Here is a 25,200-nt window from a genome sequence, read left to right on the forward strand (position 1 = left end):
TACAGCTGCCGCCGGCCACGGCGTGGACGCCGCCCCGTCACGAGATGATCACCTGCGACGCCGCGGAGAGCACCGGACCGATCGCGCGCCGCGCACCCGGGGTGCGCCCGTACCCCCAGCCCACGTGTACTCCAAGTGCAGTCCGGCCGGCAGCGGCGCGGCGGCCGGGTCCGACATGGGGACGAGCCGCACCTGCGCGGTGAGTTCGCTCACGACTCCTGCCGGGGCAGGCCGGGCGGGTTGATCTGTGACTCGGGGATCGCCTCGTTGGCCAGGCCCCAGCGGTCGAGGACCTCCTTGTACTTCCCGTTCTTGATCACCGTGTTGAGCGCCTCGCTGAGCGGCTTGACCAGGCCGTTGTCCTTCTTGGTCATGGCGGCGATGAGGCCCTGCAGGTCCGGGCCGGCGCCGGAGAACGTGCCGACGATCCGGGACCCGCCGCTGACGGCGATGTTGTAGGCGATGCTCGGGTTCGGCCCGAAGTACGCCTGGACGCGGCCGGACTTGAGCCCCAGCAGCACGTCGCTGTACTTCTCGTAGTAGAGGATCTCGACCGGTTTCAGTCCGGCGGCCTTGTTCTGCTTGTCCCAGTCGAGCAGGATCTTCTCCTGGTTCGTGCCCGAGCCGACCGAGACGCGCAGCCCGGCGATGTCGGCGGGCTTGGCGATCGCCTTGATGGGGCTGTTGTCGGGGACCTGCCAGCCGAGCTGGTCGACCCGGTAGGTGGCGAAGTCGTAGGTGTCCTTGCGCTCCTCGGTGACGGTGACGTTGTTGAAGACCACCTCGTCCTTGCCGGACTTGGCGGCCAGGAAGAGGTTCTCCCACGAACTGATCTCCGGGGAGATCTCCAAGCCAAGCACGTCGGCCACGAGCTGGGCGATGTCGGTCTCCACGCCGATCAGGGTGGTGTCGTCGTCGGCGCGGAACACCAGCGGCGCCGCGCCCTGGCCGCTGAAGCCGACGGTGAGCTTGCCGTCGGCCGCGACGTCCTTCGGCACCTGGGCCGCGATGGCGTCCACCCTCTCAGCCCGCACCCGGTTCTGGTCGGGGCCGGTATTGATCTTCTTGCCCGCCACCACGGGAGCCGCGGTGGCCTGAGCGGCTGGGGTTTCGAGGGCGGGTTCGGCGCCGCAGGCGGCGGTCAGCAGGAGGAACGCGGGCACGGCGAAGGCCCGCGCGAGCGAAGCGCGCATGTCGTTGTGTCCTTGGGAGTCAGAGAACCTTGCTGAGGAAGGCGCGGGTGCGTTCGTGGGCTGGGGCGTCCAGGAGCTGGGCGGGGGTTCCGAGCTCGACGATGCGGCCGGCGTCCATGAAGGCCACGATGTCGGCCACCTCGCGGGCGAAGCCGATCTCGTGCGTGACCACGATCATCGTGGTGCCGCCGCGGGCCAGATCCTTGATCACGTCCAGCACCTCGCCCACCAGCTCGGGGTCGAGGGCGGAGGTCGGCTCGTCGAACAGCAGCAGTTTGGGCTCCAGCGCCAGCGCCCTGGCGATGGCGACGCGCTGCTGCTGGCCGCCCGAGAGCGTGCGCGGGTAGACGTCGGCCTTGTCCGCCAGGCCCACCCGGGCCAGCAGCCGCTCGGCCAGCGGCTCGATCTCGGCGCGGGGCCGGCGCTGGGCCGAGCGCGGCGCCTCCGTGATGTTCTGCCGGACCGTGAGGTGCGGGAACAGGTTGAACATCTGGAAGACGAATCCGATCTGGGTGCGCTGCCGCAGCACCTCGCGCTCGGGCAGTTCGTGCAGGCGGTCGCCGACCTGGCGGTAGCCGAGCAAGTGCCCGTCCACCCGGACCGAGCCGCGATCCACCTTCTCCAGGTGGTTGATCGTGCGCAGCAGCGTGGACTTCCCCGACCCCGACGGGCCAAGGATCACCAGCACCTGTCCCTTGCGCACTTCCAGATCCACGCCGCGCAGCACGTGCAGCGCCCCGAAGCTCTTGTGCACGCCGCGCAGCTCGACCATGGCGGTCATGTGCGCCCCCTGCCGTAGTGGCGTTCCACGTAGTGCTGGACGATCGACAGTGCGGTGGTCAGGATGAGGTACCAGATGGCCGCGACCAGCAGCAGCGCCATGACCCTGCCGTTGCGGTTGTAGATCACCTGCACCTGGTAGAACAGCTCGGGCAGCGCCATGATGTACACCACCGAGGTGCCCTTGACCAGGCCGATGATCTCGTTGCCGGCGTTGGGCACGATGGTCCGCATGGCCTGCGGCAAGATGATCCGGAACAACCGCCGTCCCGGCGGCACTCCCAGAGCGGCTGCCGCCTCCCGCTGCCCGTGATCCACCGACAGCAGACCGCCGCGCACGATCTCAGCCGCGTACGCGGCTTGATGCAGCGCCAGCCCGAGCACCGCCGCGGTGAGCGGCCCGATCAAGTCCATGGTGCCGACGTCGAAAAACTCAGGACCGAACGGCACGCCTACCGACAACCGCGGGTAGAGCAGCGCCAGGTTGTACCAGAACAGCAGCTGCAGGATGAGCGGCACCGACCGGAACAACCACACATATCCCCAGGCCACCGACGACAGCAGCCGGTTGGGCGAGAGCCGCATCAGCGCCAGCACCGTGCCCAGCGCGAACCCGAACCCGATGCCCAGCGCGGTCAGCTCCAGCGTGAGCAGCACCGAACGCATCACCGACGGCGCGAACAGGTACTGCCCGACGATGTCCCACTCCCAGGCCGGGTTCGTCACCAAGGCACTGGCGACCATCGCCAGCACCACCAGCACACCGGCCGCGGCCAGCCACCGCAGCGGACGACGGGCCGTCACCACCTCCGGCAGCCACCCCGCCTCCGGGCGGGCCGGCACCTGCACTTCGGGCAGCGTCATGAGCCGCCTCCAATTTTGATCACGGAATCACTCCTCGACGGGAGGAAGGAGGTTGAGGAACGAGATTTCGTGATCAGTGACATTGCGCGCTGGCGACGTGGCCGTGGTCCACGTGCGGGCGCCGGGTCAGGTTCGCGGCCTGGCTCATGACCACGAAGCTACGGGCGCATATGGGCAAAGTCAATATTTCCTACTGGATATACATGTATTTTCGATCGCAGTGCCATCCGAGACGCAGCACCGGCAACCAGAAGGGCTTCGCGGCATGCTCATGATCACGCAGTCGGAGATCGAGCGCCTGCGCGGGCACGAGCCGGAAGCGGGCGGTGTGGTACTGGACGACCACCTTGCCCCGGCCGGTGCGACACGGCGAGCCGGCCGGGGCGGCGCAGGAGGTCATCGGGCAGTCGTGGGCCTCCACGACTGATGAAACACCTCGCCAATCGACGCAACCGAGAGCGTGGGGAGGACCGCTGACGAATCGAGGTCAGTAGGCGAGTTCTCCGATGCCGCCATCGACGCGCAGGACGGTGCCGGCGGTGTAGGCGGACTCGTCAGAAGCCAGGTAGACAGCCGCCTTTGCCAGCTCGGTGGCGGTGCCAATGCGATGCAGGGGCACGGTCCGCCGCAGCTCGGCGTACAGGGCGGCCTGCCGCTCGGGGCCGAGCGAGGCGAACGTGTCCGTGAGGGTCGGCCCCGGGCTCAGCCCGTTGACCCGGACGCCCCGCTCCTTCAGCTCGTAGGTCAGCCCGCGCGACAGGGACAGCAGGCCGGCCTTGGCGGCGCCGTAGACCGCCGCGTTCTCGTGCCCGATGAAGGCGGAGACGGAGCCGACGAGGATGACGGACGCCTGCCGGGACAGCAGCGGCAGCAGAGCCTTGATCAGGAAGAACGGCCCCTTGAGGTTGGTGGCGACGAGCCGGTCGAACGCCTCCTCGGTCCATTCCTCGATCGGCAGATGGGTGACGTCGGCGGCGTTGCTCATCACGACGTCGAGCCGCGGCCACTCCTGCCGCAGCCGCGCCGCGAGCGCCGCCTGGCCGGGCACGTCGCCGGCGTCGGACAGCACGGGCAGCACCCGGCCGCCCAGCCGCCGGGCGGCCTCCTCCAGACGTTCGCGCGAGCGGCCGGTGATCGCGACGGCCGCTCCCTCGGCGAGGAACTCGCGGGCGGTCTCGAACCCGATGCCGCTCGTCCCTCCCGTGATCAGGGCGTACTTGCCCTCAAGACGACCCATTGACCTCAATCTCCTCACTCGCGCCCGAGCGCGTGGTTCTGGTAGCGGTGGTTGAGCAGAGGGACCGGAGCGCGCCCCGGGTCAGATGGCGGTGCGGCCTCCGTCGGCCGCCACGACGGCGCCGGTCACGTAGCCGGCCTGGTCGCCGGCGAGGAAGGCGATCACCTGGGCGACCTCGGCCGGGTCGGCGGCGCGCTTCAGCGCGGTCGTCAGCCCCATGCCGCCGAGGTCCGGGCCCATGGCCGCCACCACCTTGGAGGTGGTCATCGGGCCAGGTGCCACGGCGTTGACGCGCACGTTGGATGCCGCGAACTCGGCCGCCCAGGTGCGGGTCAGCGACTCCAGCGCCGCCTTGGTGGCGCCGTAGACCGCCATCGCCGGCATGCCCAGGGCGGCCGCGGTGGAGCTGACGTTGACGATGCTGCCGCCCCCGCCGGCGGCCATCCTCGGCGCGAGCCGGGCCACCAGGACGAACGGCGCGCGCACGTTGACCGCGAAGGCGGCGTCGTAGCCGGCGAGATCCTGGTCGGCGGTCGCGCTGAACGGGACGATGCCCGCGTTGTTGACGAGCATGTCCACCGCCCCGGCGTCATCGGCCAGCCGTTGCACGGCCTGCGAGTCGGCCAGGTCGGCGGGGATGAAGCGCACGGTGCCGGCCGCGCTCGCCCGCACGTCATCCACGACCTGGGCGCCACGATCCGGGTCGGTGCCGGTGATGATCACGTTGGCCCCGCCGGCGGCGAGGATCCTCGCTGTCGCGTGCCCGAGCCCGCCGATGGCGCCCGATCCGGTGATCAGCGCCGTCTTCCCGTTGAAGTCCATGGGGTCCTGCCTCTCGTCCGCCGGCGCGCTCACGCGCCACCGACTTCTATGCGTTCGTTCAATAAGTCGAGCAGCCGTCACCGTACGGCATTTCGTGCAAGCGGTCAAAAAGTCGTACCCTGGGGGGCATGGCACGGACAGGACGCCCCCGCGCATTCGACAAGGACCAGGCCCTCGAGCGCGCGCTCCTGCTGTTCTGGTCCCGGGGCTACGGAGAGACCTCCGTCCAGGACCTCGTCGACGCGCTGGCGCTGGAGCGGGGCAGCCTGTACGGCGCCTTCGGCGACAAGCGGCAGTTCTACCTGGCGGCGGTCCAGCTGTACTGGGACACCTACGAGCGCGAGCTGGTCACGGCGCTGGAGGCCGGGCCGGTCTTGCCGGCGCTGCGCGAGGTGCTCACCCATCCGGCCCGGACGCAGGAGTACGCCTCCGACGTCGGCGTTCCGCAAGGGTGCATGATCGGCAACACCACCGCCGAACTGGTCCCGCACGATGCCGAGGCCCGCGAGATCGTAGCCCGCTCACACGCTCGCTTCACCCAGATCGTCGCCGACGCCCTGCGGCGCGCGCAGGCCATCGGTGAGGTCACCCAGGCCGCCACCCCTGAGGCCCAGGCGCAGCTCCTGCTGTTCACCGTCCAGGGCCTTTCCCTGGTCTCCCGCGCAGGACTCGACACCTCCGCCGCGCTCGCCGCCGTCGACGCCCTGATCGACGCCCTCCGCGCTTGATCCACGGGCTCGGCGGCCCACCGCGCCGTCGGCCCGTCCGGATCGCTGGGGCCTCGACCAGGTCACTGTGCGCCCCGGGGCCTTGCGCGAAATCCTCGAAGGACTTCACCGGTGACGAACGTGCCTGACAATCTCGGAGCCCACTTGCTCAACGGCGGCGGGGCTGGTGGGAGGCGTCGCTTCGGTCGGGGCGGGTGAGCGGCTGCAACGGCGTCGCCGGCCGTCAGCCGCCTGCGGCCTCGCCCGCCGCCGCGCGGGCGAGGGTGTCGGCCACCGTTGTGCGGGCGAGCCGGGCCACGGAACGCAGTTCGGCGTCGGAGGCGCCGGCGCGGCTGAGCACGGCCAGCGACTGGTTGATGCCGACGACGAACACGGCCAGCTCGTCCAGGACGCGGGGATCGGCCGGTGCGGCCGCCAGCGCCCCGCGTACCCGTCGGCGTTGGATGTCGAGCAGGGTGCGCACATGGCCACGGCTCTCCTCGCCGAGGATCGCCGACTGCGCCGCGGACTGCGCGATGAGGCACCCCGTAGGAACCGACGGGTCGGCGATGCGCGCCAGCACCACGTCCAGGAACGCCTCGATCGCGCGCACCGGATCGTCGGAGTGCGCGGCGAGCGCCTCCTCGTACTGGGCGCCGTAGGTGGCCGCGTAGCGGTCGAGACACCGGCGGAACAGGGCGTCCTTGCCGCCGAACGTGCCGTAGATGGAGCCGCGGCCCAGACCAGCGGCCGCGCCCAGGACGTCGAGCGAGGCATCGGTGTACCCGCGCTGCCAGAACACACGCATCGCCTGGTCCAGGGCAACGCCGACGTCGAACTGCTTGCGGCCTGACATGCCACACCTCCCGGATTCCTGGTAACCCGCCGTGATTCTACTCACATGTTGGACTGAACGATAAAACTATCTTTGACTGTTCAGTACAAGATGGCATAGCGTGCTGGAGCATGCGCAAGGGAGAAACCACTGTGATCCAGGACATCGCTCCAGAAATCGGTTCGCAAAACCACGGCGGCCGCCGCATCCGCGCCGGGTTCTGACTCGTGGCAACGATGTACGCCCTGTCATGCTGGGTGGCACCCTGCCGATTCCGCTGTACGCATTCTGGGTGCCGCACATGGGTTTCGGGCCCTTCACCACCACGCTGGCGTTCGCCGTCTATGCGCTGGGAACGGTGCTGGCGCTGATGATGTTCGCGTCCCTGTCCGGTCACGCGGGGCTCCGGCCGCTGCTGGCGGCCGCCGCGAGCACCGCGCTGTTCCTGATCGCCCGGGACGCCGGGACGCTGCTGGCGGCGCGATTCCTGTGCGGGCTGGCCACAGGGGTGTTCACCTCCACCGCCACCGCGGCGCCGAGCGAGCTCGCCGGCGGCAACGCTCGGCGCGCCGCGATGGTGTCCACCGCGGCGAACACGGGCTGGCTGGGACTCGGCGCCGTCATGGCCGGCGTGTTCGCCGAGTACGGCACCAACCCCACGCACCTGGTCTTCTGGGTCTACCTGGCGACGCTGGCGCCTGCGTTCCTCGCCGTCACGATCACGCCCGAGACCGTCGCGGTCCGCGGACGACCCGCCCTGGATGTGCGCAGGCCGGCCGTACCGGCCTGCGAAGCGGGGAGGCCGGAGTTCTGGCGGGCCGCCGCCGCCGTCTTCGCGGCCTACACCGGGTCCATCGCCCCGACGCCGGCGCTGGGGCTCCTCAACCAGGCGCTCGACGAGGACCTGGCGACGCTGCTGCTGTCGGTCGCGGTCGCGGCCACCACGCTCGCCTCGGCGCTGAGGCGTCCCACTCCGGCTGCTTGACGCGGCCGCATCACCTACCAGAAAGGAAACGCCATGAAGGCACCCATGCCCGAAGGTCCCGGCTCGGTCAGCGGAGCGCCGCACCTGCCGCCCGGCTTCACCGACACCTTCATCAGCCGCTACGTCGACACCGGCGACGTGCGCCTGCACGCGGTCACCGGCGGGCGGGGACCCGCGCTGCTGCTGCTGGCGGGCTGGCCGCAGAGCTGGTACGCCTGGCGGCTGCTCATGCCTGCGCTGGCCGCCGACTTCCAGGTCGTCGCGGTCGACCCGCGCGGCGTCGGGCTGTCGGACAAACCGCAGGACGGCTACGACACCGGCACCCTCGCCGCCGACATGGTGGCGTTGATGGCCGCGCTCGGGCACCAGCGCTTCTCCATGGTCGGCCATGACATCGGCATGTGGACCGGCTACGCGCTGGCCGCCGACCACCCCGAGCGCCTCGACCGCCTGGCCGTCGCCGAGGCCGCCATCCCGGGCCTGTCCCCCTCACCGCCGCTTTTCCATGGCACACAGGCCAACGACCGCCTCTGGCACTTCGCCTTCAACCGCCTCGCCGAGCTGAACGAGCTGCTCATCCAGGGCAAGGAGCGCATCTTCTTCGGCCACCAGTTCGCCACCAAGGCCGTGCGCAAGCTGCCCGACCACGCTGTCGAACACTATGTCGGCCCCCTCGCCGCCGACCCCGACGCCCTTCGCGCCAGCTTCGCGTTCTACCGCGCACTCGACACCACCATCGCGCAGAACCAGCGGCGCAAGGTTCGACGGCTGACCATCCCCGTCCTGGCGATCGCCGGAGCGGGCAACTCCGGCGACCTGGTCGAAAAGACCATGCGGCTCGCCGCCGACGACGTGGAAAGCGTGATCATCCCCGACTGCGGCCACTACCCCGCCGAAGAGGCACCCGAGGAAATGCTGGCGGCCCTCAAGCCATTCCTGACGGCCCACCGCTTCGATGCGATCGGGGGAGAAAGTGCCCCGAACTGCTCGCCCGGCTGGCCGCCCAGCGCGACCAGATCGACAGGCGGATCGCCGGCCTGACCGGCACCCGCAACCGGCTCGACTCTGTACTGGGCCGACCACGGGCGCGGTGGTCTCAGCGGGTGCTGTTGACCGTTGCCGTCGCCGCCATGAGGGCGGCGACGGAGTCGCGATGGTCGTGCTCGTTGCGCCCGAGGACGATGCGGCTCGGTCCGGCGTCTGCGACGGGGACGCAGATTGTGCCCGGTGATGCCGGGGTGACAAGTGAGCGAGGAAGTACCGCGACCACTCGTCCGAGTCTCACCAGTGGAATCAGTTCGGCGACGTCGTTGAGCTCCGGTCCGTCAGATCCGTCGTTTGATATGCCACGCCAACGAGGGAAGGTCTCTCCGTCGAGATCCGCGGACCCGATGCTGGAGCGTTCGGCCAGACGGTGGCCTTCGGGCAGCACGGCGACGCGGTCCTCGACGCGGAGTGTCTGGGTCGTGAGGCCGGTGAGGTCTTCGAAGGGCGCGTACAGGAGAGCGGCGTCGGCTCGTCCGTCGCGGACGAGGTCTGCTCGTTCCGGGCCGGGGTGGAACATGATGTCGACGTGTCGGGCGTGCGGGGTCTTCGCATACTCCGCGAGCAGCGCGGACAGCAGTCCGGCGTCACCGCCCGGTTTCATGGCGAGGCGCAGTGGCCCGGTCTCGGCCGCCTGCCGGGTGCGCTGCACGGCGACGTCCATGGCGTTCAACGCGTGCCGCCCCTGCTCGAGCAGTACCCTGCCGGCGTCCGTGAGCATCACGCTCCGACTGGTCCGGACGAACAGCTGCACACCCAGGCGAGTCTCGATGCGCTGGATCGTCTTCGACAGCGCGGGCTGCGCGATGCGCAGGCGGGACGCCGCGCGGCCGAAGTGGAGCTCCTCCGCGACGGCCATGAAGTACCTGAGCTCCCGCAGTTCCAGCAGATCCATGCCTGGAGGATATCAGTGTGCGACCCGGGCGGTATTGGACGGGGCGACCGGTGGAGTGCTTGAGTGGAACCATGTTCCTGCACACGATGCTCGTCTCCTTTGACGGCCAGATCTCCGACCCGGATCTCGATCAATTCCTTTCCGATATTGAAAAGTCCATGAAGGACACCGGCGTGGTGCGCAGCTTCTCTGCGCAGCACCACATTCCCGTCGTCGGTGAGGAAGCGATCCCGGCGTTCATCGCGACCGCGGTCCTGCAGTTCGGCGTCGAGTCCCAGGACGATCTGGCGACGTTGTTCGCGGCTCCGGGGGCGATCGACGTGATCCACAAGGGGAAGGCCGACCACCCCTACAAGGTGGCGTGGGTGAACCATGAGGTGCCGGCGTGACCGGCTTAACCGGGAAGGTCGGCCTCGTCACGGGTGCCGGAAGCGGGATCGGACGCGCCATCGCGTCCAGTCTCGGCCGCCGTGGCGCGGCAGTCGCGGTCCTCGACCTAGACGAGAGCGCGGCAGAGGAGACGGCCGACGCGATCACCGGGGCAAGTCATCACGCCGCTCGGACACCTGGCGACGCCGGAGGAGATCACCGAGGCTGCGATCCGGCTGAGCTCCGACGAGGCCTCCTCCGTCACCGGCACCACGCCGTCCGTCGACGGGGGAAGGCGAGCATGAGACCCGACCGACAGGCACGCAGCGCAAGGTCCCTGCTCAATCGAAGTCGTCGCTGGTTCCAACTGTCGTCCCCTGCGCTGTCCGCGTGGGGCAAACCAGAGGGACGGGGCCGGAAGCGACGCACTTTCAGGACGCCGCGGCGGTTCTGATGTGATCGGCCAGTGGCGACAGCGACGACAGCGGCAGTTCCCGATGCGTCCATGCCTGCCTGAGATCCTCGGGGGTGTAGCGGGGAAGCAGGTGAAGATGGAAGTGGAACACGGTCTGCCAGGCCGTAGGGCCGGTGGCGTGCCAGATGTTCATCCCGCCCGGTTCCAGCGCGCGCCGCAGCAGGGCGGCGGTGTGCACAGCACCCTGCATCAGCCGGCCCGCACGATCCGGACCGATGTCGGTCAGGTCGCGACAGTGCTCGCGGGGGACGACCAGGGTGTGACCGCGAGTCGCCTGCGAGATGTCAAGGAAGGCGACCACGTGCTCGTCTGCGTAGACGATCTCCGCGGGGATCTCTCCAGCTACGATGCCGCAGAATGTACAGGTCCCGGTCATGGCCGCCTTTCCTCCGCTTGATCGAACCAGAGCGTAGCGACGCCGGATCAGACTTGGGAGAGCGGGGCGCGTCCAGAGCCTCCGGCCTCGGGCCTTGACCGCTGCAGGTGGGCTGGTGGCATCCGCAGGAATGCCGGTGGTGTTGGACAGATCAGCTCCGGAGAAATCTGCCTCGGTCAAATCAGCGCCGGTCAGGTCGGCTCTAGCAAGAATAGTGCCAGCTAACTCAGCTCCAATGAGAACCGATTTTTGCAGGCTTGCCATACCTAGGTCTGTTCCGTCAAAAACTACGCCAAAGAGCGTTGAATCGGAGGGCAGGGCGCCCCTGAGGTCCGCATTGGCCGCGCCGACGGCTGGCATGGGCCCCTCCCAGGCCCGCCGTCGCGATGTTCGGCGACTCCAGGCCCCCGTGCGAGCCCCCTCCGGGAGCCCCGTGGGCGAGGCGGCCGAACACCGCGACGGCCCTCAACGTGCCGGCCCTCAACGTGCCGGCGCTGAAAGAGGTCAGGGTTCGCCGACGAGTGAGCGCTCCTTCGAGGCGCCGGAGCGGAGGGCCGCATTGCCGCCGGACAGGACGGCCACCACAGGCCCGGCCGGCAGCGCGTCGCGGTGGGCGAGGCACGCCGCGGTGGCCACCGCGCCGCTGGGCTCGGCGTGCTCACCCAACTCCCGCCAGAGCAGATCGGCGGCGGCCTCGATGCCGTCCTCCGTCACGGTCACCATGTCGTCCACGTACCGGCGGATGTGCTCCCAGGCCAGAGCGCCCAGGACCGGGGCCCGCAGGCCGTCGGCCCGGGTGCGGTACGTCCGCTCGACCGGCCAGGCAGTGCGCCGGCCCGACCGGAAGCTGGCCACGCCGTCGGCGGCCAGCTCGGGCTCGACGCCGATCACTCTGATCGTGGGGTCGGCGGCCTTGGCCGCGACCGCGATCCCCGCCAGCAGGCCGCCGTTGCAGACGGGCACCAGGATCGTCCGGACGCCGGGCAGGTCCTCGGTGATCTCGGACCCGGTGCTGCCGTGCCCGGCGACGATGTCGAAGTCGTCGGAGCGGACCACCGTGGCCCCGAGCCGGTCCGCCAAGGCCAGGCAGGTGACCTCCCGCAGCGCCGGCGGCACGATGACCACTTCCGCGCCCAGCTCGCGGGCGGCCACGACCTTCAGCTCCGGCGCGGTGTCGGGCAGCACCACGGTCGCGCGTAGGCCATGCCGGGCGGCGGCGTACGCGATGGCCTGGGCGTGGTTGCCCGACGACTGCGCGATGACGTGCCCGACACCGTGCTCGGCCAGCCGCCCGACGGCGTTCACCGCACCCCGCACCTTGAACGAGCGGGTCGGCTGCCGGTTCTCGGCCTTGACCCAGAGCCGTTCCCCGGACAAGGACGAGGGCAGGGACAGCAGCGGCGTGCGCTCGACGAACGGCGCGATCCGGGCCGAGGCGGCGGCCACGTCCGGCATCGTGACGAGGCTCATCCGGCCAGCACCTTGTCCTGGATGGCGTCGAGGTCGGCCTCGGCCTCGGACGGCGGCGCGGCGTCGGGCACCAGGTCCTCCAGGTGGTGCAGCGTGCGGTAACGCAGCCCGAGTATCCCCCAGACCACCATGAGCACCCCGCTGACCAGCAACACCAGCGCCGCACCCCGGCCGGGTCCGGAGGTGTGCGGCTGGGCCAGGTCGGCGAGGGGGCCGGCGGTCAGGAAGCCCAGCGGCTGCATGGCCGCGGCCAGCATGAGGTTGACGGCCAGCACCCGGCCCTGGAGCTCCGGTCCCACCTTGACCTGGATGATCGAGAGCCAGTGTGCGTTGGTGATGCTCATGCAGGCCAGCCGGAGGAACAAGGCGGACGCGATCAGCCACACCACCGGCCAGGCACCCATCAACACCATGCTGAGCCCCGACCCGATCACGAAGCCGACCATTCCGGTGGCCCGGCGCCGGGTCCCACCCCACACAAGCACTACCGCGGTGCCCACGGCCGCGCCGAGGCCGCCGGCCGCGGTCACCACGCCCAGGCTGGTCTCGGAGCCGATGGCCAGCACGACCGGCGTGATCAGTACCCACATCAGCGCGGTGCCGAAGTTGACCACCGAGAAGTACGCTGCCATCACCAGCAAGGGCCGACGCCGGAGGATGAACCGCCAGCCGCCGGTCAGCGCCCTCCGGAACGTCTCCTCCTGCCGGTGGAACAGCCGGTCGGGGAACCGGACCGCCAGCAGGGTCACCACTCCCACGGCGAACGTGACCACGTCGATGGCCACCACTGTGTGCAGCCCGAACATGCCGATCAGTGCGCCGCCGGCGAGCGGGGCCACCACGGTCCCGACGCCGAATCCCAGGTTGGCCAGGGCGTTGGCCTGCGGCAGGTACGGCTTGGGCACCAGTTGTGCGATCGCGGCCAGGTAGGCGGGCTGTTGGAAGGCGGTGACCAGCGAGGTGACGCCGACGATGGAACACACGTTCCACAACGCCAGCTGGTCGGTGACCAGCAGCACCACCAACGCCGCCATGGCGAGCCCGGAGATCGCGTCGCAGGCCAGCATGATCCGGCGCCGGTCCACCCGGTCGGCCACGGCGCCGCCCAGCGGCGTGAGCAGCACGGCCGGGATCTGGGCCAGCATCACGATCAGGGCCAGGTCCATGATCCGGCCGCTGCTCTGGTAGGCCCAGACTCCGAGGGCGAACGAGCTCAGCGCCGTGCCCACCGCCGAGACGAACTGCCCGCCCGCGACGGTGTAGAAGGGGCGCAGGCCGGTCCGTTCGAGTGGACGCACCGGCTCGGGCAGCCGCCCGGACCTCCAGCGGCTCAGGTGCTCGGTCAGCAGGGCGGCCAGCGGCTCGGCCTGGTGCCGCAGGAAGTAGTGGCCGGCGCGGGGCAGCACGGCCACCTCCGCGCGAGGCGCGAAGACTCCCCACTCGGCGTACCGCTCCTCGTACAGCTCGGTGGTCCGGTCCCGCTCGCCGACCACGCAGAGCAGCGGAGCACGTAGCGGCGGTCCCTCGGCGGCCAGTTCGCGGCCGAACCACTCCCGCGCCTCCATGGCGTCGTGGCGCATCGCCCGCACCGCGGCCCGCTGAGCCGCCTCCCCCATGTCGTCCAGCAGGCCGCCGGTGGCGCGCAGCGCGTCGAGGAACATCCGGTCGGAGACCCAGCGGTCACCGCGGAAGAGCCGCTGTGCCAGGCCGGGGAGCCGGGCGTTCGGGAAGCTGGCGGCCGCGATCACGCCCACGATCGGCACGCCGTCGGCCTCCAGCCTGCGGGCCAGGGCCACCGCCGGGGCGGAGCCCACGCAGTGGCCGTAGATCGCGATCGGGCCGGAAGCCGTGCCGGCCACCTCTGCGGCAAGAGCGTCCACCAGCTCGTCGAGCGGCATCGGCGGCTCTTCCGGCCGGGCCGGGTCATGGCCCGGCAGCTCCACCGCGAGCACCTCCACCCGCTCGCCGAGAGCGCGGGCCAGCGGCTGGTAGACCGCCGCGGATCCGCCGCCGTACGGCACGCACACCAGGGTGAACTCGCTGGTACGGCCGCCGCCCAGGCGGTGCAGCAGGGTGCCGCCACCGTCGAGGGACGTGCGGTCCAGGAACGCGGCCAGCTCGGTGACCGTGGGCCGGGTGAACAGGTCGATGACCCGCAGCCCGTGGCCGATCTCCTTGACCGCGCGCACCGCGGCGAAGGAGTCGCCGCCGAGGGCGAAGAAGTCGTCGTGCGCCCCGACCTCGACCGCGTCCAGGACCCGGGACCACACCCCGGCCACCAGCTCCTCCGTGGGTGTGGCGAGCGGTACGAACGTGGCGGTCTCCGGCTGGGGCTCGGGCAGGGCGGCTCGGTCCACCTTCCCGTTCGGGTTGAGCGGGAGCCGGTCGAGGACGACGATCTGGGCGGGGACCATGTAGTCGGGCAGCCGCTCGCGCAGCGCGGACCGCACCGCTGACGTATCCACGGTGGACGGTGTCACCCAGGCGGCGAGCTGCCGGGCCTTGCCTTCGCCCACGGGCAGCACCACGGCCTCGGCGATCTGGGGCAGGGCGCGCAGCGCGGTGACGACCTCGCCCAGCTCGACCCGGTAGCCGCGCACCTTCACCTGGTCATCCACCCGGCCGCGGAACTCCACCTGCCCGCCGGGTGTGACCCGGAGCAGGTCTCCGCTGCGGTAGCAGCGCCCCTGCCCGGTCAGAGGGTCGGGCACGAATCGCTCCGCGGTCAGCTCCGGCAGGCCTATGTAGCCGCGGGTGACCCCCCGGCCGCCGACCACCAGCTCGCCGGGAACACCGACCGGCACCGGGCGCATGCTCGCGTCCACGAGATGCCCGTACACACCCGGCAGCGGACGGCCCAGCGGCACGATCCCGGTCCGATGCTCGACGGGGATCTCCTCGGTGTCGCAGACCAGGCAGATCATCGTGGATTCGGTGTGCCCGTAGTGGCTCTGGATCCGCAGTCCCGGCCGCGCGGCGCGGGCCCGCTCGACCAGGTCCCACGGGCATGCCTCTCCGGCGAGGATCAGCAGCTTGTCCGGCAGGACCGCGGTCAGGTCGCCGCCGGAGGCGAGCAGTTCCAGATGGCTGGGCACGCACTTGACCACGTCGATGTGGTGCGCGTTCAGGTAGCCGGCGAACGCGGAGGGATCCATCGCGGTCTCCCTCGGCACCAGGTGAACCACTCCGCCCGTGGTCAGGGCGCCGAACACGCAGGTGAGACCGAAGTCGGCGGCGGGGGTGGAGACCACCGCGTACGACCCGCCGGGCACGTCGATCCTCGGCAGCATGCCGCTCAGGTAGCTCATCACACTGCGGTGCTCGGCGGCCACGGCCTTGGGCGTGCCGGTGGACCCGGAGGTGAAGATCACGTGGTGCAGGTGTTCGGGCCGCACGTCGGTCTCCGGCCGGGTGTCCGGCAGGGAGGGGAGCCGGTCGAGCATCAGCACCTGGTGATCCGGCCCGATGAGGCCGGCGAACTCGCTGGTCGTCACCACGGCCCGCACCCCGGCGGCGTCGAGCATGGCGGCGATCCGCGCGGCCGGATAGGCCGGGTCCATGGGCAGGTAGCCGCCGCCCGACTTCTGGATCCCGAACAGGGCGCAGGCCAGGTCGGCGCCCGGCTCGAGGAGCACGCCGACGGGCTGGTCGGCGCGCACCCCGGCGGCCAGCAGCCAGTGCGCGATCCGGTTGGCGTCGCGCTCCAGTTCCGCGTACGTCAGGCCGCGGTCCGCGCCCACGACGGCGGGGGCGTCGGGGGTGGCGTCCACCCACCGCTCGATCAGCCGGTGCACCGGGCCGTCCGCCTCGGCCGGCAGGGGTTCCCCGGCCAGGATGGGGCCGGTGACCGGCTCCAGCGGCACGGCGCCCACGGGTGCGGCCAGGTCGGCCAGCATCCCGTCCAGCAGCGTCAGGTACCACCGGATGAGCCGGTCGGCGGTGGGCGCCTCGAACAGGTCGGTGCGGTAGGAGAGCCCGCCGCGCAGCGGCCGTCCGGGCCCGCTGTCGATCACGTGCCAGTTCAGGTCGAACTTCGCGGTGTGTTCGGTCAGGGGGATTTCGGTCGCCTTCAGGCCGGGCCACTCCGCCCAGCCCGGGTCAGGGTAGTAGTTCAGCATCACCTGGAAAAGCGGGGTCGCAGACAGGTTCCGCTCCGGCCGCAGCCGGTCCACCACCCGATCGAACGGCGCGCCGGCGTGCGAGAAGGCGCCGAGCGCGGCCTCCCTGACCCGGCCCAGCAGCTCGTGGCCTGTCGGGTCGCCGCCCATCTCTGTGCGGACCACCACGGTGTTGAGGAAGCAACCGACCACGCCCTCGGTGTCGGGGTGGTCCCGGCCGGCGACCGGCACGCCGACCGCGATGTCGGTGCCGGCCGACAGTCGGGCCAGCAGCGTCTGCAGGGCCGCCATCAGCACGATGAACGGCGTCGCCCGGTAGGCGGCGGCCACCGCTCGTACCCGGTCGCTCAGCTCGGCCGGCAGCTCCAGGTGCACCGAGGCGCCGCCAGGGTCGGCCACCGCGGGGCGCGGCCGGTCCGTGGGCAGGTCCAGGATCGGAGGCAGACCGCTCAGGTGCCCGGCCCACCAGTCCAGGTCGTCCAGGGCGGGAACCGGGGCCACCTCGGCATACTGGGCCGGGGGCGGCTCCGGTGACGGGCGCAGGCCCAGCCGGGCGGCGTACAGGGCGGACAGGTCCGACAGCAGCAGGCCGCGGGTCCAGGCGTCGGTGGCGATGTGGTGGAAGGTGAGCGAGAGCACGTGCTCCTGCTCGCCGGCCACGAGCAGCACCGCCCTCATGGGCGGCTCCCTGTCCAGTGCGAAAGGCGTGGCCAGGTGCGCGGCCACCGTGCTCTCGAAGTCCGACGGTGCGACGTCCACCACGGACACCGGGACCTCCGTGGCCGGCCGCACCCGCAGGACCGGCTCGGGACCGGAGTCGTCGATCACGCTGCGCAGCACCACGTGCCGCTCGGCCAGGTCACGGACCGCGCCCAGCAGCGCCTCCCGCTGGAGCGGCCCGCTCAGCCGCAGCGGCAGCGGCACGTTGTACGCGGTGCTCTCCGGTTCCAGTTGCGCCAGGAACCACAGCCGCGCCTGCGTGCCGGACAGCTTGGCCGGCCCGTCGGGCCGTTCCCGTCGTATCACGGTCGCCTCGGCGAGGCGAGGTAAGGCGGCGGCCAGGTCGGCGAGCACCGGATGCTCGAACAGCAGCCGCACCGGGATCGGCGCGCCCAGCCGCTCCCGCAGCCGGCCGATCACGCGGGTCGCGGCGAAGGAGTGGCCGCCCAGGGCGAAGAAGTCGTCGTCCGCCCACACCTCCGGCAGGTCCAGCACCTCGGCCCAGACCTCGGCGACCAGGTGCTCCTGCGGCGTGCCCAGCGGCACCCGCACCGCCGGGCCGGCCTCGGGGACGGGCAGCGCCGCCCGGTCCACCTTGCCGTTCGGGGTGAGCGGCAGCGCGTCGAGCGCGGCGATCGCGGGCGGCACCATGTAGTCGGGCAGCCGCTCCCGCAGCGCGGCCCGCACCCGGGCCGTGTCCACGGTGGAGGGTGTCACCCAGGCGGCCAGGTGCCGCTGCGCCCCGGCGCCGACCGGCTGCACGAAAGCCTCCGACACCTCCGGAAGGACCCGCAGCGCCGCGACGACCTCGCCCAGCTCGACCCGGAAACCACGCACCTTCACCTGGTCGTCGAGCCGCCCCAGGAACTCCACCAGCCCGTCCGGGTTCACCCGCACCCGGTCCCCGGTGCGGTACCAGCCGTCCACGAACCGCTGCGCGGTCAGGTCGGGCCGGCCCAGATAACCGCGGGACAGGCTCGGGCCGCCGATCCACAGCTCGCCCGGCACGCCGGGCGGCAGGGGCCTGCCGGCGGGGTCCACCACCCGGAGTCTCGCGTTGGCCAGCGGGCGGCCCAGTGGCGCCACACCGGGTGCGACCTCCGTCATGTCGCAGGTCATCACCGCCACGGTCGTCTCAGCGGGCCCGTAATGGATCTGCGCCGTCAGATCCGGCCGCGCGGCCCTCACCCGCTCCGCCAGATCCGCCGGAACGGCCTCACCGGCCAGGATCAGCAGCTTCCTGGGCAGAGCATCCATACCCAGCAGTTCCAGCTGACTGGGCACCATCTTGACCACGTCCACCGGATGCGCGGCCAGATAGGCGGCGAACGCCGCCGGGTCGGTGGCCGTCTCGTGATCGATCAGGTGCAAGGTGGCGCCCGACGTCAGCGCGCACAGCACGGGGGTCAGCCCCAGGTCGGCCGCGGAGGTGGACACCAGGGCGTAGGAGCCCATACCCGGGGGGATCCGCTCGCCGACCGCGCCCAGGTAGTGCGTGATGTGCCGGTGCTCGACCGCGACGCCCTTGGGCGCGCCGGTGGAGCCCGAGGTGTAGATCACGTACGCCAGGTGCTCCGGCTGGACGGTCACGTCCGGGCGGTGCTCCGGCTCGGCCGCGGCGGCGGCGATCTCGGCCATGGTGAGCACGGTCCGGACACCGGCGGCGGTGACGACGGCCTCGATCCGCCCCGCCGGGTACACCGGGTCCAGCGGCAGATAGGCCGCACCGGCCTTGAGCACCCCCAGCAGGGCGACGGCCAGCTCCGGCCGCCGCTCGAGCAGCACGCCGACGGGCTCCTGCGGCTGGACCCCACGGGCCAGCAGCCAGTGCGCCACCTGGTTGGCCCGCCGGTCCAGCTCCGCGTACGTGAGCCCGGGACAGCCGGGAGAGGCGACCGCCACCGTGTCGGGGGCGGCGCCGGCCGCGCGCTCGACCAGGACGTGCAACGGCACGTCCGTCGCCAGGTCCCTGGCCGGGCCGAGCAGGTCGGGGCCCGCGGGCAGCCGGACGGGCGCGCCCGGATCGGCGAGCATCCCGTCGAGCAGCACCAGGTACCACTCCACCAGCCGTCCGGCGGTGGCCTCGTCGTACAGGTCGGTCCGGTAGCGCAGCTCCCCGGCGAAGCGGGTCCCCTCGTCGGCGAGCGTGAGGTTGAGGTCGAACTTGGCCGTCGGCGAGGGCAGCGGCTCGGGTTGCACCTCCACGCCGGGCAGGCTCAACGGCGCGATCGCGTCGTACACGTTCAGCATCACCTGGAACAGCGGGGTGACCGACAGGCTGCGCTCCGGGTGCAGCCGCTCCACGATCTGCTCGAACGGTGTCCTGGCGTGGGCGAAGGCGTCCAGCGCGGTCGTGCGGGCCCGGTCGAGCAGCTCGGCGCCGGTGGGGTCGCCCGAGGTGTCGGTGCGCATCACCAGGGTGTTGACGAAGAAGCCCACCACGCGCTCGGCGTCGGGGTGGTGGCGGCCGACGTGCGGCACGCCGACGGCGATGTCCTCGCAGCCCGACAGGCGGCTCAGCAGTGCCTGCAGCCCGGCCAGGAAGACCATGAACGGCGTCGCGCCCGCCACCGCGCGCACCTTCGCGGACAGGGACTCGGGTACCTCGACCGGGATCGTGGCCCCCTCCCACGCGGAGACGGCCGGGCGGGGCCGGGCCGCGGGCAGGTCCAGCACCGGCGGCAGGCCGGCCAGGCGCCGGGTCCACCAGTCGAGGTCCGCGTCCGCCCGCCCGGCTTCTTCCTGGTCCGCCTCCCAGGCGGCCACGTCCGCGTATTGCAGGGCCGGTGGCTCCGGCGACGGAGCCAGGCCGAGGCGGGCGGCGTACAGAGCCGCGAACTCCTCCAACAGCAGCCGTTCCGACCAGGCGTCAGTGGCGATGTGGTGCAACGTCAGCGCGAGCACCCACTCGTCGCCGCCGAGCCGGAAGAGCGCGGCCCGCATGGGCGGCTCGGCGTCCAGCCGGAACGGCCGCCAGGCGTGGGCGGCGAGCTCCCCGGCCAGCGATGCGGGCTCCACGTCCACCACAGGGACCGGTACGGGTCCGGCCGGGCGCACCCTGTCCCCGTCGATGACGCCGCGCAGAATCCAGTGCCGCTCGGCCAGGTCGGCGAGCGCGCCGGTGAGGGCGGCGGCGTCCACCGCGCCGGTCAGCCGCAGCGCCAGCGGCACGTTGTAGGCGGGGCTGTCCGGTTCGAGCTGCGCCAGGAACCACAGCCGCTCCTGGGCCGGCGCCAGCGGCATGTCCGGCGCGGACAACGCCGGGATGGCGGAGGCGCTCGGGACCTCGGCCGCGGCACGGGCCGCGGCGAAGCGGGACCGGACCAGTTCGGCGATCCGGTCCTGACTGACCTCGGTCATACGTCGTTTCCGCCCATCAGCTCGGCGATCAGTAGTTCTTCCAGTCCGGCGGCGAAGTCGGAGAGCACCGGCCGCTCAAACATCAATCGCACCGGGACCTCCAGCCCCAGCGTCTCCCTCAGCCGGCTGGCCACGCGGGTCGCGGCGAAGGAGTGTCCGCCCAGGGCGAAGAAGTCGTCGTCGGCCCAGACGGCCGGCCGCTCCAGCACGGCGGCCCAGATGGTGGCCACCAGTTGCTCGGGCTCGGTGGCGGGTGCAATCCGCTCGGCCTCCGGGACCTCGGCCGGCTCGGCCAGCGCCGACCGGTCCACCTTGCCGTTGGACAGAGTGGGGAGGGCCGCCAGCGCGACCCACCGCCGCGGCACCATGTGGCCGGGCAGCCGCGACCGAAGGTGCCTCTCGATCGCCGACACGTCGGCCGTCGCCGGCGTGACATGGCCGACCAGGTGTGCCTGCTCGCCGGAGCCGGCGACGGTCACCGCCCCGTCGGCCACCTCGCGCAGCACCGCCTCGATCTCGCCCAGCTCGATCCGGTATCCGCGGACCTTCACCTGGTGGTCCCTGCGGCCGTGGGGCTCCAGCGTCCCGTCCGGCCGCCAACGAACCAGGTCCCCGGTCCGGTAACACCGGCCGCCGGAGACGAAGGGGTCGTCGACGAACGCGGCCGCGGTCAGGTCCGGCCTGCCCCGATAGCCCCGGGTCACGCCGGCGCCGCCCAGCAGCAGCTCGCCGATCGCGCCGGGCGGCACCAGTCGCAGCTCGGAGTCGACCACGTAGGCGTGTTCCCCCGGCATCGGCAGCCCGATCGGCACCGGGCCGGACTCGTGCGCGCGGACCCGGTGCTGGATCGAGGCGACCGTGGCCTCGGTGGGGCCGTAGGCGTTCCACAGCTCGCGGACCAGGGGCAGGATCTGCCCGGCCAGGGCCGTATCGAGGGTCTCACCGCCGATGATGGCCAGCAGTGCCGGGTCGCCGGCCCAGCCCGCGGCCAGGAGCATCCGGTACGTAGTGGGCACCAGTTCGATCACCGTGGCCTTGCTGGCGGCGATCCGCTCGGCCAGCGCGTGCCCGTCCACGGCCGTGGCCCGGTCCACCACCACACAGGTGCCGCCGACGCTCAGGATGCTCCATAGCTCTGACGCGGAGATGTCGAAGGTCAGGGGCCCCACGACCGGCTGTACGTCCCGGGGGCCCAGGCGCAGCTCGGACGCCAGCCCGGCCACGTAGGCGGCCAGGTTGCCGTGGGTGACCTCCACGCCCTTGGGCTTGCCTGTGGAGCCTGAGGTGTAAAGCACGTAGGCCAGATCCTCTGCCCGTACGGCCGGCAGTTCCGTCAGGCCGTCGCGGGTGGTCGCCAGGTCGTCCGCGTCCAGTGTGGTGACGCCGGGCACGGTGGCGACACCGTCCCGGGTGAGCACCACACGCGCCCCGGCGTCCTCGGCGAGCCAGCGCAGCCGCTCGGTCGGGTGCTCCGGATCCAGCGGCAGATATGCCGCACCGGCCCGCCATACCGCCAGCAGGGCCGCAGGCATCAGGTGGTCCCGCGGCAGGCAGACCCCGACCACCTCGCCTGGCACCACCCCGTGTCTCAGCAGCGCCGCCGCCACTCGGCCGGACCAGTCGTCAAGTTCGGCATAGCTGAGTGAGGTTCCGTCCGGGCCGATCACGGCCGTCCCGTCGGTGCGGGCTTCCAGCGCCTCCGGCACCGTCTGGAAGGTCTCCGGCAGCTCCGGCCCGGCCGCGGCAGCCAGCAGGGCGGCGCGTTCGTCCGGGGTGACCAGCTCGAACGCCGACAGCGGCCGGTCCGGGTCGGCCAGCGCACACCGCAGCAGCCACATCAGCCGCTCCAGGTAGGCCTCGGCGCGCGCCGGATCGAGGTGAGCGGTGGCGTACTCCACCTGTAGTTCGGAGCCGTCCACCGTCCGGTTGACCCGCACGCTGAGCTCGTGGACCGAGGCACCCGAGCCCAGGTCGGTGAGCAGCTCCAGGTTGCCCAGGCGTACGGGCACCTCGGCGTGCTGCATGGCCAGCAGTACCGGGGCGCGGGGCAGGTCGGCGGGCGGCACCTCCTGGTGGACCAGTGCCCGCGTGGTCGCAGTCGCGGCCTGCCGGACCAAGTCGCGGAAGGTCAGCGTGCCGACCGGCCGCAGCCGTGCCGGTACCGTGTCCACCAGCGGGCCGATGACCTGGGTCAACTCCGGCCGGGCCCGCCGCGCCGCGACCACCCCCACCAGCGTGTCAGGCTCGCCGCTCGCCAGGGCCAGACCGGCCAGGTACACCGCGAACGGGGTGGCGCCGCAGTCCCGGGCCAGCGTGGCCACGCCTGTCACGAACTCCTCGGGCAGCGGCCGGATCGCCCGGCCCGACGTCAGGTCCGCGGGCACGGGCTCCGCCACCGGCGCGCCGGCCAGTTCGGCCCTCCAGAACTCCCGCAGTCGCGCCACATCAGGCTGTTGCCGCTGCTGCACGGCCACATCGCCGATCTGGACCGCAGGCTCGGCAACCGGCTCGCCGGCCAGTTCGGCGGCCAGCTCACCCATCAGCACCCCGACCGAGCCACCGTCGAAGGCGATGTGGTCCACCACGACCACGAGCTCGGCCTCCGCGTCGCCGAGCCAGCACAGGCTGGCCCGCAGCAGCGGTACCTCGCTCGTCACGTCGAACACGTGCGCTGCCGCGACCCTGGCCACCTTCTCCGGGTCCTCTCCCACGGCGTGCTCGACCAGGGGAACGACGGCCGGCGGATGCACCACGGCGTACGGCACGCCGTCCTCGTCGACGGCCACGGTGCTGCGCAGCACCTCGTGCCGGCGCACGACCGCATTCAGTGCCGAGCTCAACGGCGCGGCCTCGGGGAGGTCGCGCACTCGTAACCGGATCCCCAGCGTGGTGACCGGGCTGCCAGGGTGGAGCCGCCTCAAGGTCCAGAACTCGCGCTGCATGTCGGTGAGCGGATGCCGGGTCCGCCCACCTTGCCGTACCAACTCGGGCCCGGCCTGGCGTAACCGGGCGGCCAGGCCCGCCGCGGTGGGAGCGGTCAGGAATGCCGCCAGCGGCACGGTATGCCCCACCCTGCGGGACAGCTCGGTGACCACCCTGGCCGCAGCCAGGGAGTGCCCTCCCAGGTCGGTGAACTGATCGTGCACGCCGACCTGCGCCAGGCCGAGAACGTCGCCGATCACCTCGGTCACCAGGCGCTCGTCGTCGGTGCGGGGCGCGACCAGCGCCGCACCGGCCGACCGGAAGGCACCGAGCCTGGGCAGGGCCGCGCGGTCCACCTTGCCGTTGGGGTCGAGAGGAAGCTCCTCGGCCACGCCGATCCGGGTCGGCACCAGATGATCGGGAAGGCGGGCGCGCAGCCAGTCGCGCAGCTCCGGCTCGCCCACGCCGGAGGCCGCCACGTGGCCGGCCAGGTAGGCGACGCCGTCGTCGTCGCTCTCGGCCAGCACGGTGGCCCGGCGCACCGCGGGATGGCGGGCCAGCGCGGCCTCCACCTCGCCCAGCTCCACGCGGTAGCCGCGGATCTTGACCTGGTCGTCGGCCCGGCCGGCGAAGCGCAGCTCGCCCTCCACCCGGCGGACCAGGTCGCCGCTGCGGTAGACCCGGGAGCCGTCCGGCTCGGTGCGGAACGCCGGCGACTCACGGCCCAGGTAGCCGCGCGTCACCACCGGGCCGCCGATCCACAGCTCTCCCGTCTCCCCGTCGGCGACGGGGTTCCCGGCAGCGTCGCGCACCGAGAACGTCGCGCCGGCGATCGGCTCGCCCAAGGGCGGCTCACCCTCGTGGTCGCGGCCGATCTCGGCGGCGGCGCAGGTGGTGGTGCACTCGGTCGGGCCGTACAGGTTGAGCACCCGGTGGACCCCGGGGTTGGCGTAGATCCGCCGCACCAGGGCGGCGGTCAGCGGCTCGCCGCCGCAGAGCACCGCGCGGACCCCGGCCGGCAGCGGCTCGCGCAGCAGTACCGCCAGCGCGGACGGGACCCCGTTGACCGCGGTGACCTCGTCCCGGGCCGGCAGGGTCGGCAGCGCCAGGAGGTTGTCGGCGAGGATCACGGTCCCGCCGGCGACCAGGGGCAGGAAGATCTGGCTGATCGACGCGTCGAAGCAGACCGAGGCGGCGGCCAGCATGCCTGCCAGCTCCTCGGCGGAGTACGCCGCCGCCTCCCAGCGCAGCAGGTTGAGGGTGTTGCGGTGCTCCACGACCACGCCCTTGGGCGTACCGGTGGAGCCGGAGGTGTAGATGACGTACGCCGCGTCGCTCGGATCCCCGGGCACCGGCTGGAACCCGTCGCCCGGGGTCACGGCCTCGACGAGGACGGGCTCGGCGCCGGTCAGAGCGGCGGTCTCGCGCAGCGCGGCTGAGGTGAGCACGACGCTCACCCCGGAGTCCTGCGCCATGAAGCGCAACCGCTCGGCCGGGTAGGCGGGGTCCAGCGGCACGTAAGCCGCGCCCGCCTTCCAGACCCCGATCAGCGAGGGGATCAGCCACTCGTCGCGGCTGAGACACACGCCGACGAGCCCGCCGCGTCCGACGCCGCGTCGGGCGAGGGTGCGGGCGATGTCGTCGGCTCTGCGGTCCAGCTCGGCATAGGTGAGCCGGCTGGTGCCCGCTACGACGGCGGTCCGTTCGGGGGTAGTCCTACTTTGGACCGCTATCGCTTCGTGGACGCGACTTGTCGCGTCGAACGTCTCGGTCATGTCGACCGCTCCGTGCTGGCCATCTACGTTCTGCCTTAAGTTCTTGCCCGTGTCAGCCCATAAGTCACCACTTATGGACCTACTGACTGACTTGTCGGGTAAACCCTACTGATCGACTCTGGGTACCGAAGGCTCCTTGATCACGTTTTTGTCCCGGTCTGCGCACTTTTCGCATGAGCCAGGTAACGCGGGGTGCCGGAAGCCGCCGATTCTGTAATCGCCCGGGTGGCCGCTGGTGGCCGGAGGATTATTT

The 25,200-nt window shown here is 71.7% G+C and carries 17 protein-coding genes and 1 pseudogene; 6 read left to right on the plus strand and 12 right to left on the minus strand.

Going from position 1 to position 25,200, the window contains the following annotated elements; all coding sequences use genetic code 11:
• Positions 1 to 209: 209 nt before the first annotated feature.
• The 6 genes from AB0H84_RS25215 to AB0H84_RS25240 form a co-directional block, all read right to left on the minus strand.
• Positions 210 to 1,193 (minus strand): ABC transporter substrate-binding protein, encoded by a 984-nt coding sequence (locus AB0H84_RS25215; RefSeq protein WP_357608702.1) that lies wholly within the window; start codon positions 1,191 to 1,193, stop codon positions 210 to 212.
• A 19-nt stretch (positions 1,194 to 1,212) separates the two neighbouring features.
• Entirely contained in the window at positions 1,213 to 1,974 is a 762-nt protein-coding gene (locus AB0H84_RS25220; RefSeq protein WP_357608705.1) for an amino acid ABC transporter ATP-binding protein, read from the minus strand.
• A complete protein-coding gene (locus AB0H84_RS25225; RefSeq protein ID WP_357608708.1) occupies positions 1,971 to 2,837 on the minus strand; it encodes an amino acid ABC transporter permease in 867 nt (288 codons plus the stop codon). Before AB0H84_RS25225 ends, AB0H84_RS25220 begins: the two co-directional genes overlap by 4 nt.
• Before the next feature lie 190 nt (positions 2,838 to 3,027).
• Positions 3,028 to 3,258 carry a hypothetical protein gene (locus AB0H84_RS25230; RefSeq protein ID WP_357608711.1) on the minus strand — a complete coding sequence of 77 codons (231 nt, stop codon included), beginning with the start codon at positions 3,256 to 3,258 and terminating at the stop codon, positions 3,028 to 3,030.
• 66 nt (positions 3,259 to 3,324) lie between these two features.
• The gene (locus tag AB0H84_RS25235; RefSeq protein WP_357608714.1) at positions 3,325 to 4,074 is read right to left on the minus strand and encodes an SDR family oxidoreductase; all 750 of its coding nucleotides are present in this window, start codon (positions 4,072 to 4,074) and stop codon (positions 3,325 to 3,327) included.
• 81 nt (positions 4,075 to 4,155) lie between these two features.
• Positions 4,156 to 4,929 (minus strand): SDR family oxidoreductase, encoded by a 774-nt coding sequence (locus tag AB0H84_RS25240; protein WP_357608716.1) that lies wholly within the window; start codon positions 4,927 to 4,929, stop codon positions 4,156 to 4,158.
• 95 nt (positions 4,930 to 5,024) lie between these two features.
• On the opposite strand from AB0H84_RS25240, the gene AB0H84_RS25245 reads away from it, so the two are divergent.
• Complete coding sequence (locus tag AB0H84_RS25245) at positions 5,025 to 5,624, plus strand: TetR/AcrR family transcriptional regulator (protein WP_357608719.1); 600 nt, start codon at positions 5,025 to 5,027, stop codon at positions 5,622 to 5,624.
• Positions 5,625 to 5,847: 223 nt separating this feature from the next.
• On the opposite strand, the gene AB0H84_RS25250 is transcribed toward AB0H84_RS25245, so the two are convergent.
• On the minus strand, positions 5,848 to 6,459 hold the full coding sequence (locus tag AB0H84_RS25250) for a TetR/AcrR family transcriptional regulator (protein ID WP_357608721.1): 612 nt from the start codon (positions 6,457 to 6,459) through the stop codon (positions 5,848 to 5,850).
• Positions 6,460 to 6,688: 229 nt separating this feature from the next.
• Between AB0H84_RS25250 and AB0H84_RS25255 the strand changes: the two genes are divergently transcribed.
• Both AB0H84_RS25255 and AB0H84_RS25260 read left to right on the plus strand, forming a co-directional pair.
• Entirely contained in the window at positions 6,689 to 7,423 is a 735-nt protein-coding gene (locus AB0H84_RS25255) for an MFS transporter (protein WP_357608724.1), read from the plus strand.
• A gap of 33 nt (positions 7,424 to 7,456) precedes the next feature.
• Entirely contained in the window at positions 7,457 to 8,464 is a 1,008-nt protein-coding gene (locus AB0H84_RS25260; RefSeq protein WP_357608727.1) for an alpha/beta hydrolase, read from the plus strand.
• A gap of 55 nt (positions 8,465 to 8,519) precedes the next feature.
• Here the strand turns inward: AB0H84_RS25260 and AB0H84_RS25265 are convergent, their stop codons facing one another.
• Entirely contained in the window at positions 8,520 to 9,362 is an 843-nt protein-coding gene (locus AB0H84_RS25265) for a LysR family transcriptional regulator (protein WP_357608729.1), read from the minus strand.
• 71 nt (positions 9,363 to 9,433) lie between these two features.
• Here AB0H84_RS25265 and AB0H84_RS25270 point away from each other — a divergent pair, with 71 nt between their 5' ends.
• The 3 genes and pseudogenes from AB0H84_RS25270 (at position 9,434) to AB0H84_RS25280 (ending at position 10,036) form a co-directional block, all read left to right on the plus strand.
• Positions 9,434 to 9,751 carry a hypothetical protein gene (locus tag AB0H84_RS25270; protein ID WP_357608731.1) on the plus strand — a complete coding sequence of 106 codons (318 nt, stop codon included), beginning with the start codon at positions 9,434 to 9,436 and terminating at the stop codon, positions 9,749 to 9,751.
• A pseudogene (locus tag AB0H84_RS25275) lies at positions 9,748 to 9,927 on the plus strand (SDR family NAD(P)-dependent oxidoreductase); the annotation flags it as partial. The gene AB0H84_RS25270 and the pseudogene AB0H84_RS25275, both read left to right, overlap by 4 nt.
• Positions 9,911 to 10,036: an SDR family oxidoreductase gene (locus AB0H84_RS25280; protein WP_357609043.1), complete on the plus strand. Its 126-nt coding sequence runs from the start codon at positions 9,911 to 9,913 to the stop codon at positions 10,034 to 10,036. The pseudogene AB0H84_RS25275 and the gene AB0H84_RS25280, both read left to right, overlap by 17 nt.
• 126 nt (positions 10,037 to 10,162) lie before the next feature.
• Here the strand turns inward: AB0H84_RS25280 and AB0H84_RS25285 are convergent, their stop codons facing one another.
• From AB0H84_RS25285 to AB0H84_RS25300, 4 genes are all read right to left on the minus strand, one after another.
• Positions 10,163 to 10,942 carry an HIT domain-containing protein gene (locus AB0H84_RS25285; RefSeq protein ID WP_357608735.1) on the minus strand — a complete coding sequence of 260 codons (780 nt, stop codon included), beginning with the start codon at positions 10,940 to 10,942 and terminating at the stop codon, positions 10,163 to 10,165.
• Positions 10,943 to 11,086: 144 nt separating this feature from the next.
• Positions 11,087 to 12,052: a pyridoxal-phosphate dependent enzyme gene (locus AB0H84_RS25290; protein ID WP_357608738.1), complete on the minus strand. Its 966-nt coding sequence runs from the start codon at positions 12,050 to 12,052 to the stop codon at positions 11,087 to 11,089.
• Complete coding sequence (locus AB0H84_RS25295; RefSeq protein ID WP_357608741.1) at positions 12,049 to 20,250, minus strand: amino acid adenylation domain-containing protein; 8,202 nt, start codon at positions 20,248 to 20,250, stop codon at positions 12,049 to 12,051. The genes AB0H84_RS25290 and AB0H84_RS25295 overlap by 4 nt, the downstream gene beginning before the upstream one ends.
• Positions 20,247 to 24,947 (minus strand): amino acid adenylation domain-containing protein, encoded by a 4,701-nt coding sequence (locus tag AB0H84_RS25300; protein ID WP_357608744.1) that lies wholly within the window; start codon positions 24,945 to 24,947, stop codon positions 20,247 to 20,249. The genes AB0H84_RS25295 and AB0H84_RS25300 overlap by 4 nt, the downstream gene beginning before the upstream one ends.
• Between the last annotated feature and the right edge of the window lie 253 nt (positions 24,948 to 25,200).

Origin of the sequence: Nonomuraea sp. NPDC050786 (assembly GCF_040654115.1) — a bacterium.
Classification (GTDB): domain Bacteria; phylum Actinomycetota; class Actinomycetes; order Streptosporangiales; family Streptosporangiaceae; genus Nonomuraea.